This is a genomic window from Rhodococcus sp. IEGM 1307, from assembly GCF_030056915.1.
Lineage (GTDB): Bacteria > Actinomycetota > Actinomycetes > Mycobacteriales > Mycobacteriaceae > Rhodococcus_F > Rhodococcus_F opacus_D.
The window spans coordinates 195,166-208,774 of sequence record NZ_JASHKW010000009.1 but is presented as its reverse complement, the minus strand read 5'-3'; the positions used below and the strand labels follow the sequence as shown (position 1 = coordinate 208,774).

The following is a 13,609-nucleotide window of genomic DNA, read 5'->3' as shown; positions in this document are numbered from 1 at the left end:
CTCGACCTCTAGGTCGACGCGAGCCGGGCGGCGTCCTCCCGGGCCTGCCGTGCCTTCTGCAGTTCCAGGCCGTACAGCAGGCCGAACGTGAAACCGTTCTCGCCGGGCGTCGCGCCGGCGCGGGCACCGAGAGTCCGGAGCGTCTCCGCGGCGACGACGCTGTCCTGGTGCTCGCCGAGAATCTTCTGCATCTTCTTGAACCGTGCCGCTTTCTTCTTCGCCGTCTTCTTTCCCAGAATCGGTGCGGCGAGTTCGGCGGCGTACCGGGCTCGTTTGGCGGCCTTCCGCGCGCGGTGCAGGGCCGCATCGTCGTCGCCGGCAGTCGCGGTGGTGACGCGTGTGAGCGCCTTGCGTTCGGCCTTCCGCACGCACTTGTCGATCACGCGGGGATCGTCGCCGGCCTCGGCGGTCAGCGGTGGACTGGTGCGCCACCGCGCCAGCGTGGCCAGCAGCGCACGGTAGCGGTCACCGTCGAGGGCTTCCATTACTTCCTTCGTACGACGGAGTTGCTCGGCGAGCAGATCGTTCTCGATGCGTGCGGCGACCGGGCCCATCACCAGTTCGGAAGGCAGGGCCGCGAGGGCGTCCGCGAAGCGTGCGCGTTGCACCTGCCGATCCCGCACCTCCCCGAGCAACCCGGCGTACCAGGACAGTTCCGCGTCGAGTTCTGCCCGCGCGATCGGTTCGAACAGGCGCTTGAACACCCGTAGCGTGCTGCGGAAACGTCGGATTCCCACGCGGGTGGGGTGGACCGGGTCCAGCCCTCGACGCAACCACACGTCGCCGGCGACGATCGCCTGAACCTGAGCGTCCAGGTAGTCGACGAGCACCGCTTCCACGGTCGTTCGGGTCGTGTCCCTGCCGTCGACCGCGAGGTGCGCGACGGTGAGCACACGGCTGAGCTTCGACGGATACGGGGACGGCTGCGCACCGCGGCGGGTGAGGCGCTTACCGATCTTCCTGAGCAGTTTCTCGTTCCCGGCGTCGCCGAGTTCGACCTCCACCTCGCGCCACTCACTCAGGACAGCGCGTTCACCGGCGACGGCACCGCGCACCCGGTCGTCGGCCACTTCCGCCAGCAGGCGGTCGTCGCGGTCGAGGAGTCGCTGTGTGCGTCTCACGGTTTTCAGCGTCGCCACCGGATGCACAGGTTTACCCAGCGCGACACCCGCAATCATGGTCGCCAAATCGTCAGGAAGCGCGTCACTCTCACCCGAAGGCATCCGAATCTCGGTGCGGGCCTTGTCTGCGGGAACCTTCAACTGCCACCCCACATCGGCGTCCCCGGTCCGGCGGCGGAACGTGATCTTCTGACGGAGCAGATCGCGGTCATCCGTGTCGTAGTAGACGCTGTTCAGATTCACCGTGCCCTGCTCGATCCGTCCACCGGCAGGCAACACGTCCTCGAGATCCGGAAGGACGAACTCGAGCCCCACCTCGTACTTGTCTTCCCGCTCGCGCTGCATCGACACCATGGATCCAGTCTGCACCCCGAATATGTCCGGAGCACCCGCAACGGCGGAGAAGTGGAGACGTACGGGTGGACAGTGCGGCGGTTCGGATTTAGTCAACAGTACGGTTACCCCCTGGTGATCCATGCCATAGCGTTCCCATTCGTCAGCCGGCGAGTGCGACGCCAACGAGGTCCCGCACTCCCGGGACGCCCACCGAAAGGATCATCATGACGACCACCGAGAACATCGTCGAAACCCGCCCCGCCCCCTTCACCTGGGCACAGTCCGCCCAGTACAGCCAGGGCGCCAAGGCAGGCGACTTGGTGTTCACGTCCGGTCAGGCCGGTTACGACGACGCCGGCAACCTCGTCGACGGTGGCTTCGAGGCCCAGGCACGCCAGGTGTTCCGCAACATCGAGAAGATCCTGCATCAGCACGGCGCCTCGATGTCGTCGGTGGTCAAGCTGACCGCCTACCTGGGCAACCGCGACGACTTCGACGCATTCAAGAAGGTCCGCGCCGAATTCTTCACCAGCCCCTGGCCCGCGGTGACCGCGGTGCAGAACTCGTTCCTCGTCGAGGGCATGCTGTTCGAGGCGGACGCCGTCGCCGTGTCCGGCGCCCAGCGAGTCCTCGCCGACACCGACGCCAGCTAGCCCCTGGCTGGACTCCGACCCTTTCCATCACCAGTACAGAACTGGGATTCCATGTCTGACACACTCTTTCCCACCCTGTTGTCCCCGCTGCAGGTCGGTGACGTCACCCTGAAGAACCGGATCTTCTCCTCCGGGCACGACACTGTGATGGTCCACGACGGCGCGGTCACCGACCAGCTCGTCGAATACCACCGCGCCCGGGCAGCCGGCGGTGCCGGGCTGATCATCATGCAGGTCGCCGGTATCCACGAAACCGCGCGGTACACCTACCACGTGCTCATGGCCACCGACGACAGCTGCATCGCGGGATATCGGCGCGTCGCCGAGGCCGCCCACGAGCACGGGTGCGCCTTGTTCGGCCAGGTGTTCCATCCGGGCCGGGAGATCATGGAATCCCAGGACGGTGCGCTTCCGGTCGCGTACGCCCCGTCGGCCGTTCCGAACGAACGATTCCGGGTCATGCCCCGGCCGATGTCCCAGGCGATGATCGCCGAGGTCGTGGCTGGATATGCGGCCGGGGCGCGCCGCCTCCAGCGGGCCGGCCTCGACGGTGTCGAGATCGTCGCCAGCCACGGCTACCTGCCCGCCCAGTTCCTCAACCCCGAACTGAACCTGCGCACCGACCAATACGGTGGCGACCTCGACAATCGGATGCGGTTCCTGCGCGAGATCATCTCGGCCGTCCGAGAGGCGGTCGGACCGGGGTTCGCGGTTGGCGTCCGCGTATCCGGCATCGAACACTCCTCCGTGGAGGACGAGCCCACCGACATCGTGGAGGTGTGCCGCAGGCTCGACGCGGACGGGTCGCTGGACTACCTGAACATCACCGAGGGCACATCCGCCAGCCGGTCCGGATCGTTGCATATCGTTCCGCCGATGAGCGAGGAAGCCGCCTACACTGCACCCGCCGCAGCGAAGATCAAGGCGGCTGTGTCGATTCCGGTGCTCGTCGCCGGGCGGATCAACCAACCGCAGGAAGCCGAGATCGTCATCGCCAAGGGACAGGCGGACGCCTGCGCGATGACCCGCGCCCTGATCTGCGACCCGGACATGCCTGCCAAAGCGCAGGCCCAGCGTCCGGACGACATCCGGGCCTGCATCGGCTGCAACCAGGCGTGCATCGGCCACTTCCAGGCCGGCTACCCGATCTCGTGCATCCAGCGCCCCGAGACCGGACGCGAACGCGAGTTCGGCACCCTGGTGATCACCCCGAAGCCGAAGGACGTCATGGTCGTCGGCGGCGGGCCCGCCGGGATGAAGGCGGCCGCGGTCGCCGCCCAGCGCGGTCACCGGGTCACCCTGTACGAGGCAAGCGGGCGAGTCGGTGGGCAGGTGTTGCTGGCCGAGCGGCTTCCCGGCCGGTCCGAGTTCGGTGGCGCCGCAACCAATCTGCAGTCCGAACTCGACCGCTACGGGGTCATCGTGAAAACCCGCGTCGAGGTGGATGCGACGATGATCACCGCGGAACGTCCCGACCACGTCATCATCGCGACCGGCGCCACCCCCTATCGGCCGCCGCTCGAGCTGGACGGGGACATGCCGGTGCTCGAGGCGTGGGATGTGATCGGCACGGGCGGCGGCAACACCCCCAAGGGTGAGATCGTCGTGGCGGACTGGCGAGGCGACTGGACCGGCCTCGGAGTCGCAGAAATGCTCGCCCGGGAAGGGCGCAAGGTGACCCTGTGCGTCAACGGCTACGCGGCCGGTGAACAGCTGCAGCAGTACACCCGTATCGCGATGCTGCGGGCGGCTACCGAGGCGAAGGTTCGGGTGATCCCGCATGCCCGCCTGTTCGGGGCCGACGACGACACCGTCTACCTGGTCAACACGCTGACCGGCGAACCGATCATTCTCGACGGCGTCGACGGACTCGTCCTCGCCCTCGGCCACCAGCAGAACGACGCCCTGCTCGCCGAGGTCGAATCCACCGGCATCCCGTTCACCGGAGTCGGCGACTGCCTCGCCCCGCGCACCGTCGAAGAGGCGGTCCTCGACGGCTTGCGGGCTGCCGCTGCCCTCTACGAGCCCTGTTCAGTCGGTGAGTGAAAACGCGTGGGCGCGTGCACGAAGCGCCAACCACAGCATCGCGATGTCCGATGAAGCCTTCAGGTTTCGTCCTGTCACCGACTCGATCTTCCGGAGCCGGAAAGCAAGGGATTGCCGGTGGATTCCGAGCTGGTCCGCTGTCGCGGTCCAGCTTCGGTCGTGAGTGAGGAAGGTTTCGAGAGTCTCGACGAGGTTCGACTCGTGTCCCCGGTCATACAGCAGGAGATCTCCGAGGATTGCGTCGGTAGCTTGCCGGGCGTCGGTCAGGGTGCGCGGCACGAACAGTGGCACATCGGTGGAGTATCGAGCGGCGGGTACGCCGGTCGATCGGGCGGTGTCCAAGGCCCAGCTCGCCTGGCGGGCGCTGTCCGAGATCTGTCCGATCGCGGTAGCCGACGGCGACGCTCCCATCGCCCGGGTTTTGCCGCTGAGCAGGTCGATGGTCTCGGAGCACCTTACGGTGGGGAGCAGCATGTAGGCGTGCTCGTCGAGTATGGCGGTCACGTTCGGAACGCCTCGGTCTCCCGCTATCGTCCTGGCAGCGGGAAGGAAGTCGGTATCGAAGCTCAACACCGTCCACTCGGGCGCGGACAGGTCGAATTCTTCGAGGAGTGGTGTGACAGCTTCGGGTGCGTCGGAGCCGGCGAGGATTCGCTGCAGCAGGGCTTCACCGACTTCGTCGGCGTACTCCCGCTCCCTGGTGACCTTTTCGACTTCGACGCCGATCAGGGTCCGCACGTGCAGCAATGCAAAGGCATCGACATCCGTCGCCGGGCTTCCCTCCATGACCAGCATGCATTTGCGGTGAGTGGGGAGTGCATGGGCGGTCATCACGTAATCCGCGCCTTCTACGAGCGTGAGGTGGGCAGGGAGTCGATCGAGTGTGCCCGCGACACTCGACGTCAGTGACCGGATGGCGTTCTCGGACAATGCATTGTCCGTGGCGAGAACCTCGGTGCCATGCTCTACGTCGACGACGTGCAGGGTGAATCGCAGTTCTCGCGAGAGTCTGACCAGAAGACTCGTGTCCGCCAGCACAGTCGAGCGTGCGTGCTCGTAGAGTCGGCTCAGTCGTGCGACCGTGCTGACTTGAACACTCTGACTCGCAACCGCCACGGTCCGTCCTATTGCCGCGAACGGGGTCGTGTGGCTGCACCGAAGGATGGGGAAGTTCAGTCTGTCGGCCCTATCCAGCATCGCGGCCGTCAGCGGTGGTGCGGTCTCATCGTCTCCGATGATGACGCCTGCCAGTCCCTTTTCGTGAAGGCGTTCGATGAACGTGCACTGTTCTCGTTCGTCCGACGGCACACACAAACCGGCGGTCATCAGCAGCTCGTCCGCCCCCAGCCAGTCCCAGGGGTCGAGTTCCGAGGTGTGCGCCCACGCGATCCGACGGTCGAGCCCCCCGACACCGGCGACGGCCGCGCACCCGAGCTGGTCCATCGCGATGAGGTCACCGACAGTCAATCTCGACATCGTCTTATCCTCGTCTCTCAGTCCTGGCCGCTGCTGATCCGGCGGGTGATCAGTGCCATCCAGAAATCGGCGATGTCGGCGGAACTCTTCATGCTGCGGCCCGTCAGACTCTCGATCTTGCGTAGTCGGTATCCGAGCGTCTGACGGTGGATGACAAGCCGTTTCGCTGTGGCCGACCAGTTCCGGTCCATGGACAGGAATGCATCCAAAGTCTCGACGAGATCACTGTGATGAGCCGCGTCGTAGTCGATAATCTTCCCCAGTACGGCCCGCGTCGCGAAATGCGCCTCGGTCAGTGTGCGGGGAAGGAACAGGGGTGCCGCGGTCGAATACTCGGCAAGGCCGCCACCGGCTGCCCGCGCGGCCTGGAGAGCCCACCGCGCCTGACGAACGCTGTCCGGAACTCGCCCAGTCGTCGCGTTCCGTGCCGACATGCCCATCGCATCGATGTGGCGGTCGAGTAGATCCGCCGCCGCGTCGGCGTCGGCGCTCGAGACCATCAGATAGCCCTCTCCCCCCGCGGAGCACGACAGATACGGAAATCCGCGGTCTCCGATGAGAGTGCGAACGACGTGGAGGTGAGTAGTGTCGAATCCGATTACGCACCAGTTGGTTTCGGTCAAATGCAGTTGGCCGAGCCGAGGAGCAGCCGCCTCCGCGCTGATCGATCCGGCGATCATCTGCTCGAGCAGCTGCGCCCGCGCGACGTCGGAGCGTTCGCGTTCTCGGGTCACCCGCTCTACTTCCACGCCGACCAGGCTCTGCGCATGTAGCAACACGAAGGCATCGACTTCGATGTCGGTGTGCCCCGCGGCGACGAGCATGCACTTGCGGTGGGTCGCGAGGGCGAATGCCGTCGCCGTGGTTTCGGCACCGGCTTCGATCGCCACTCTCGGCGGAAGACGGTCGAGCCGTCCGTCGACGCGGGTGCGCAGTTGATCGACGAGTTCATCTTCCAGTGGATGTGCATCGCGAAGCACTTCGCTGCCGAGCTCGACATCGACGACATGGAGCCGGTGTCCAAGCTCCACCGACAGTCGATCGAGTAGCGAGGTCTCGTCCTCCGGCGACGCGTGCGTGGCGTCGTAGAGCCGACTCAAGCGCGCAATTCGACTGACCTGGACGCTCTGGGCTGCGACGGCGACGGTGCGGCCGATCGCTGCAAACGGTGTTGCATGACCGACCGCGACGACGGGGAAGTGAAGCTCGTCGGCTTCGGACAGCATGCCCTGGGTGAGCGGGGGCGCCAGCAGGTCGTCGCCGATCGCGATGCCGGCCAAGCCTGCCTCGCTGAGACGTCGAATGAACCGCGTCTGTTCGTCCGCCGCTGCCGGCAGGCTCATTCCGGTGGTCATCAACAAGTCGTCTGCACTGAGCCAGTTCCACGGATCGGGCAACTCGCACACATGCGCCCACACCACGGGCCGGTCTACACCGGCCTCACCGGCGACCACGCTGCACGCAAGTTGCCTCATGGCTACCAAGTCGCCGACTGTCAGATTTGACACGAATCACTCCCGGTATTTCACGCCGGTACAAACATCGCCGGCAGAATTATACGCCCGTATGACTCCTCGGCCGCGTGTCTCGGGGTGACGGTCGCTGCCCATTCGTCAGGGGATGAGCACGACGGAACCGGTCGTCTTCCGGTCCTCCAGGTCCCGGTGCGCGTCGGCGGCGCGTTCGAGCGGGTACCGCGCGCCGACACGGACGTTCAGCGAACCGTCCGCGATGGCCCCGAACACTTCTCCTGCCCGCCACGTCAGTTCCTGCCGGGTGCGGACGTAGTGCGCGAGGGTCGGACGAGTGAGGAACAGCGAACCCGCGGGATTGAGCCGCTGCGGGTCGAACGGCGGCACCAGGCCGCTCGCCGCGCCGAAGAGTGCGAGGGTGCCACGGATCCGAACGGAGGCGAGGCTCGCGTCGAAGGTGGCTGCGCCTACACCGTCGTAGGCGGCGGCGACTCCCTCGCCGTCGGTGAGTTCGCGTACCCGAGCGGCGATGTCGTCGTCGTAGCGGAGTACCTCGGCCGCGCCGGCCTCCCGCGACAACTTCTCCTTCGCGTCCGACGAGACGGTGGTGAACACTCGCGCACCGAGTTTCGTAGCGAGTTGGGTCAGCAGCAGTCCCACTCCACCGGCGCCGGCGTGGACCAGCACGGTGTCGCCGGACTGCACCGGGTACGTCGAGTACGCCAGGTAGTGGGCGGTGAGGCCCTGCGCCAGTGCGGACGCCGCCTGCGGCGCGGGAACGCCCTCCGGCACCGCGATCGCGATTTCGTTGGGCACCACCACCTTCTCGGCGTAGTTGTCCGTCGCGCCGCACCAGGCGACGCGGTCGCCGGGGACGAAGTCGCGGACGTCGGCGCCGACGGCCTCGACGACGCCGGACCCCTCGTCGCCGGGAACGTACGGCAGCGGGTGCGGGTACACGCCGGTCCGGAAGTAGGTGTCGATGAAGTTGACGCCGATCGCGTCGGTTCGGACGAGAAGATCGGTTGGCCCGGGCTCGGGATCGGGAATCTCGGTGAGTTCGAGGACTTCGGGGTGGCCGAGGCGGGCGACCTGAATTGCGCGCATGGGCAATGTCTACATGCTGAACCGAAATTTGAACACACCGACCATTGGGTGATCTTCTCTCGGTAGCTTCCTCGCCGCGCTGCAGAGACCGCTTCGGCCTGCGCCGCGAACAGCGCACGCCTCCGCCGCACTTGCCGGGCGGTGTAATGCCGTGGCACCGATCCCGGCGGTGCACGAAATGAGGTATTGACGCCCGCACATTTCACCTCTTACAGTGGTGTTCAACACATGAACTACGTGTTCAAAAAGTGAACGGAGATAGACAATGGCGTCTCAGCGCATGCGACTTTTCGCTTTCGACTACCAGGGCCCGGCGCACCTGTCGGCCGGCCTCTGGCGGCATCCGAAGGATCAGGGCGCGAACTACAAGAACCTCGCCTACTGGACCGAGTACGCCAAGCTGCTCGAAGAGGCGCGATTCGACGGCATCTTCTTCGCTGACAACGTCGGCTACCACGACATTTATGAGGGCAGCGCCGACGCGGCCCTCGCCGACGCCGCGCAGATCCCCGCGCAGGATCCGTTCATGGCCGTCTCCGCAATGGCGGCGGTGACGAAGAACCTCGGGTTCGGGTTGACCGGGTCCACCTCGTACGAGCACCCGTACGCGCTGGCCCGCAAGTTCAGCACCCTCGACCACCTCACCGACGGCCGCGTCGGCTGGAACCTGGTGACCTCTTACTCCGACAGCGCCGCCCGCAATCTCGGTACCGGACAGCAGGTTCCGCACGACGAGCGGTACGACATGGCCGCCGAGTACCTCGAGGTCTGCTACAAGCTGTGGGAGGGGTCCTGGCAGGACGACGCGGTCGTCCGGGACGCCGAGCGCGGCATGTACATCGATCCGAGCCGGGTGCACAACATCGAGCACACGGGCAAGTACTTCTCCGTTCCCGGCTTCGCGTTGTGCGAGCCGTCCCCGCAGCGCACCCCGGTGATCTTCCAGGCCGGCGGCTCCTCCAAGGGCCGCGCCCTCGCCGCAGCCAGCGCCGAGGCGGTGTTCGTCAACGCCGTGTCCATCCCGGCGCTGAAGAAGCAGGTCGACAGCCTGCGTAGCCTCGCAGCCGAGGCCGGCCGTGACCCGGAGAACGTCAAGGTCCTGCAGATGCTCAACGTCGTCTGTGCACCGACCGACGAACAGGCCCACGCCAAGTACGAGAGCTACCGCAAGCTGGTCAGCTACGCCGGGGCGATGGCCCGCTACAGCGGCTGGACGGGATTGGACATGTCCCAGTTCGACCCCGACGTGCCGCTCAAGCACGTCAAGACCAACGCCGGCCAGACCATGGTCGACCTGTTCTCGAAGATGGACCCCGACAAGGAGTGGACCCCGCGCGACATCGCCGAATTCATCGGCATCGGCGGCACCGGTCCCACCATCGTCGGCTCACCGACCACCGTCGCCGACGAGCTGACCCGGTGGATGGACGAAACCGGCATCGCCGGCTACAACTTCGGGCACGCGGTCAAGTACCAGGACATGGCGGACTTCATCGAACTCGTCGTCCCCGAACTGCAGCGCCGCGGCACCGTGTGGAGCGAGTACGAAGGCTCGACCCTGCGCGAGAAGCTGTACGGCAAGGGCGCCGTCCGGCTTCGCGACGATCACCCCGGTCTCCGCCTCGGCAACCGCACCGTCGCAGCCGTCTGACCCCACCGACCGAAAGAGGACACCCATGCAGACCGCCGAACTCCACGACGTCGCGACCACCCTGCGTACCGCACGTGTGAACGGTGCACCGATCACCGCACCGACCAAGACCTGGCCCGCCCTCGACGCGGATTCCGCCTTCGCCGTCCAGCGCATCAACGTCGAGCACGCGATCGCAGGCGGTGACCGCCTGGTCGGGTACAAGCTCGGCAACATCGCGAAGGTCATGCAGGAAGCCTTCGGCCTCGGCCAGCCCGATTACGGATTCTTGCTGGCCAGCATCTTCGCCTACGAAGGCACCACCCTTGAACGGGAAAACTACATCGAGCCGTTCGTCGAACTCGAACCCGCATTCGTGCTGAAGAGCAGTCTGCGCGGACCCAATGTCACGGTCGCCGATGTCATCAACGCCATCGACTATGCGGTGCCCGCCATCGAGATCATCGACTCCCGTGTCCAGAACTGGGCCATCGACCTTCCGGACACGCTGGCCGACAACGGATCCACCGGCGCGGTCCTCCTCGGCGGCACTCCCCGCCGCCTCACCGACCTGACCCTGCGCGACATGCGCGGCTCCCTGCATTTCAACGGCCGCGAGGTCATCACCGGCAACACCCGCAACATCCTCGGCAATCCCCTCGCCGCGGTTGCCTGGCTGGTCAACCGCCTCGCCGCCTACGACGTCGAGTTCCAGGCCGGCCAGGTCATCCTCCCCGGCAGTTGCCTGCAGGCAGTTCCCATGAACCGGCCCGGCCGCTGGGTAGGCGAGTTCGAAGGCTTCGGCACCATCGAATTCGACGTTTCCACCGCCAACAACTGACGCGCCCTCTCGACGGGCTCTGCGCTCTGCCCCGTCGAGTCGGTCCACGAGAAATCCTCGCGGGGAGAGCATTCCCCGCGGCAACACGTTCGTTCAGGAATCAGGAGCGCCTTCTTGACTGAACGAACTGCGCGGGTGCCTGACCTGATGTGTCGGCGTCAGGCACCCGCTCTCCACGTGCGACGCACCGCCGTACCGGCCACGCCTGACTGCCGGTTACGGCGGTGCGTTTGTCGTAGGACTACCGATGCCGTCCGCCCGTGCACCCCGCCGCCTCTCGGCGGGGCTTCGGACCCCGCACCGTCGACCCCGGGAAACCGAATGACCATCACCGAGCATCAATCCGACCGCCCCTCTGGCTGGGACTGGCGACATGAGGGATCGTGCCGCGGAACCGACACCGAGATGTTCTTCTCGCCCGACGATCGCGAACAGCGAACCGTCCGCGCACGGCGCGAACGCCGTGCCAAACAGATCTGTCAGGACTGCCCCGTGCTCCCGGAATGCCGAACCCACGCCCTCACCGCCGCGGAACACTACGGCATCTGGGGTGGCATGTCCGAGACCGAACGCGCCCGCCTCGGCCGGCGGCACACCCAGCGGCGTGCCCGCTGACATCCGCCACCGCGCCGCTGAACCATCCGTATCAATCAGTGATGAGCACGAGTACCGGTGGAATATCCGTAACGGCGGGCAGGATCGGCCCCGCCGCGGCCGGTATCTCCGGTCACCGACGAATCAGACTGTTCCCCTGTCGATGTCTGTCGTCCGCACCTGACCAGGACTCGACCAGTTTCGGGCCGGACACGCCGAACACCCCGTCCGCGGAACCTGGGTGCGGGTTCGCGGACGGGGTGCTCGGGTGGATCCTCGCTAGTCGGTGACGCCTTCTGCACGGGCAGCGGCGGCGACTGCCTCCGCGACAGCGGGGGCGACGCGAGGATCGAGCGGGCTGGGAACGATCTTGTCCACAGCCAGCTCGTCACCGACGACCGAGAGGATTGCCTCGGCGGCGGCGAGCTTCATACCTTCGGTGATCCGGCGGGCACCGGCATCGAGCGCACCCCGGAACACCCCGGGGAAGGCCAGCACATTGTTGATCTGGTTCGGGAAGTCACTGCGCCCGGTGGCCACGATCGCCGCATGCTTACGGGCGATGTCCGGGTGGATCTCCGGGTCCGGGTTCGACAACGCGAACACGATCGAATCCTGCGCCATGGTCGCGATCAGCTCCTCCGGCACGGTGCCCGCGGACACCCCGAGGAACACATCCGCCCCATTGAGGGCTTCGGCGGTGCCGCCGCGGCGGCCGGCCGGGTTGGTGCGTGCGGCCAGATCGACCTTGATCTCGTTCAGGTCCTTGCGGTCGGCGGAGACGATGCCCTTCGAATCGAGGACCGTGACATCGGCGATCCCGGCGGCGAGCAGGATGTTCGCGCAGGCGACACCGGCGGCGCCGGCACCGGAGATGACGACCCGCAGCTGGTGGATGTCGCGGTCCTGGACTGTGACCGCACCCTTGAGGGCGGCCAGGACGACGATGGCGGTGCCGTGCTGGTCGTCGTGCATGACCGGGCAGTCCAGGGCCTCGATGACGCGCTTTTCGATTTCGAAGCAGCGCGGTGCGGAGATGTCCTCCAGGTTGACCGCCCCGAAGCTCGGGCGCAGCCGGATCAGGGTTTCGACGATCTCGTCGGGGTCCTTGGTGTCGAGGACCAGCGGGATCGAGTTCAGGCCCGCGAAGTTCTTGAACAGGGCGGACTTGCCCTCCATCACGGGAAGCGAGGCGCGGGGGCCGATGTCCCCGAGACCGAGTACCGCGGAGCCGTCGGAGACGACGACCACCAGGCGGCTGGTCCAGGTGTACCGGTCGGCGAGGGTTTCGTCGGCGGCGATGGCGCGGGAGACCTGCGCGACGCCGGGGGTGTAGGCGATGGACAGGGCGCGCTGCGTATCGAGGGCGGTCGTGGTCTCAACCGAGAGCTTCCCCCCGATGTGGCCGGCGAAGATCTCCTCGTCGGTCAGCTCGACCTTCTGCGGTGCGGTGGATTCGGACACGACAGTCAAGGGTGTACTCCAAAGGTGTTGGGAGGAACTCGGTGGTGGGATTTCAGTGCGCGTCGGCGAACCGGGCCGTGGGTGCGGAGAGCACCTTGCCGGACCAGCTGCGGTGGGCGGGGTCGGCGAGAAAGACGAGGGCGGTGTCGAAATCCGGTGTGATGTGCTGGTCAGGGAATTCGGGTGAGGGGAGTTCGTCGATCAAACGGATGGTGTTGACCTGTACGGTTCGCGCGCTGATGTCGTGTGCCGCGGCGGCGGTGAAAGCCTCGATCGCGCCGTCGATCACCCGACGGGTCAGGGTGGATTCCCTTGTGTCAGCGGCTAATCGGTCTACGCCGACGACGGTGACGATGGACCCTGCGCGGTTGCGGCCACTCATCGACTGCGTCGCCCGGCGCACGGTTGTGAACAACATCCGCAGATGAGCGAGGAGGAATCGGTCCCAGTCGTGGGGGTGGATCGACTGGAGTGACGTGCCGGTGGATTCGGGCCCGGGGATCCACGCGGAGTGAATGACGGTGTCGACCCGGCCGTGGGTGTCTTCGATGCCGGTGAAGAGCCGGTCGACCTCCCCGTCGATCGTGAGATCGGCGACGGCGGCGGTCGCGCGGCCACCGATGCCGGTGATGTCCTGGGCGACCCGCTCGGCCGCCTCCGAAGTGAAACTGTGTGCGATGACGTCGAATCCGTGCGTGCCGAGAGCGCGGGCGGCATAGGCGCCCTCAGGCTGTTCGACGCCGGTGACCAGAACCAGTCTGTCTCGTGCGGGTGGAGTCTGCGGGTTCAGCGGAATGGAGTCCACCAGGGCTAGTCCGTCCTTCTGGGATAGCTCGATCGTCAGGGTGCGCCGGTGTCGGCGAGGATCC

Annotated in this window: 11 protein-coding genes; 5 read left to right on the top strand and 6 right to left on the bottom strand. The window is 66.4% G+C overall.

Annotated features, from left to right (window positions below; genetic code table 11):
* Positions 1 to 8: 8 nt before the first annotated feature.
* The gene (locus QM841_RS19680) at positions 9 to 1,475 is read right to left on the bottom strand and encodes a CYTH and CHAD domain-containing protein (protein ID WP_283333215.1); all 1,467 of its coding nucleotides are present in this window, start codon (positions 1,473 to 1,475) and stop codon (positions 9 to 11) included.
* Between the two features lie 206 nt (positions 1,476 to 1,681).
* Between QM841_RS19680 and QM841_RS19675 the strand changes: the two genes are divergently transcribed.
* Both QM841_RS19675 and QM841_RS19670 read left to right on the top strand, forming a co-directional pair.
* Positions 1,682 to 2,110: a RidA family protein gene (locus QM841_RS19675; protein WP_280779437.1), complete on the top strand. Its 429-nt coding sequence runs from the start codon at positions 1,682 to 1,684 to the stop codon at positions 2,108 to 2,110.
* Positions 2,111 to 2,161: 51 nt separating this feature from the next.
* Positions 2,162 to 4,156: an oxidoreductase gene (locus QM841_RS19670; protein WP_283333214.1), complete on the top strand. Its 1,995-nt coding sequence runs from the start codon at positions 2,162 to 2,164 to the stop codon at positions 4,154 to 4,156.
* Here the strand turns inward: QM841_RS19670 and QM841_RS19665 are convergent.
* From QM841_RS19665 to QM841_RS19655, 3 genes are all read right to left on the bottom strand, one after another.
* A complete protein-coding gene (locus QM841_RS19665) occupies positions 4,142 to 5,632 on the bottom strand; it encodes a PucR family transcriptional regulator (protein WP_283333213.1) in 1,491 nt (496 codons plus the stop codon). The genes QM841_RS19670 and QM841_RS19665 overlap by 15 nt on opposite strands.
* Positions 5,633 to 5,649: 17 nt before the next feature.
* Positions 5,650 to 7,140: a PucR family transcriptional regulator gene (locus QM841_RS19660; protein ID WP_283333212.1), complete on the bottom strand. Its 1,491-nt coding sequence runs from the start codon at positions 7,138 to 7,140 to the stop codon at positions 5,650 to 5,652.
* A 105-nt stretch (positions 7,141 to 7,245) separates the two neighbouring features.
* Positions 7,246 to 8,211 carry a quinone oxidoreductase family protein gene (locus QM841_RS19655; protein WP_283333211.1) on the bottom strand — a complete coding sequence of 322 codons (966 nt, stop codon included), beginning with the start codon at positions 8,209 to 8,211 and terminating at the stop codon, positions 7,246 to 7,248.
* A gap of 265 nt (positions 8,212 to 8,476) precedes the next feature.
* Here QM841_RS19655 and QM841_RS19650 point away from each other — a divergent pair, with 265 nt between their 5' ends.
* The 3 genes from QM841_RS19650 to QM841_RS19640 all read left to right on the top strand — a co-directional run bounded on the left by QM841_RS19650 (position 8,477) and on the right by QM841_RS19640 (position 11,297).
* Entirely contained in the window at positions 8,477 to 9,862 is a 1,386-nt protein-coding gene (locus tag QM841_RS19650) for an LLM class flavin-dependent oxidoreductase (RefSeq protein WP_283333210.1), read from the top strand.
* A gap of 25 nt (positions 9,863 to 9,887) precedes the next feature.
* Positions 9,888 to 10,682 (top strand): 2-keto-4-pentenoate hydratase, encoded by a 795-nt coding sequence (locus tag QM841_RS19645; protein ID WP_283333209.1) that lies wholly within the window; start codon positions 9,888 to 9,890, stop codon positions 10,680 to 10,682.
* A 321-nt stretch (positions 10,683 to 11,003) separates the two neighbouring features.
* Positions 11,004 to 11,297, top strand: a complete 294-nt coding sequence (locus QM841_RS19640; RefSeq protein WP_283333208.1) for a WhiB family transcriptional regulator — start codon at positions 11,004 to 11,006, stop codon at positions 11,295 to 11,297.
* A gap of 258 nt (positions 11,298 to 11,555) precedes the next feature.
* Here the strand turns inward: QM841_RS19640 and QM841_RS19635 are convergent, their stop codons facing one another.
* Positions 11,556 to 12,749 carry an NAD(P)-dependent malic enzyme gene (locus QM841_RS19635; RefSeq protein WP_283333207.1) on the bottom strand — a complete coding sequence of 398 codons (1,194 nt, stop codon included), beginning with the start codon at positions 12,747 to 12,749 and terminating at the stop codon, positions 11,556 to 11,558.
* Positions 12,750 to 12,792: 43 nt separating this feature from the next.
* Positions 12,793 to 13,545 (bottom strand): SDR family NAD(P)-dependent oxidoreductase, encoded by a 753-nt coding sequence (locus QM841_RS19630; RefSeq protein ID WP_283333206.1) that lies wholly within the window; start codon positions 13,543 to 13,545, stop codon positions 12,793 to 12,795.
* Positions 13,546 to 13,609 lie beyond the last annotated feature (64 nt).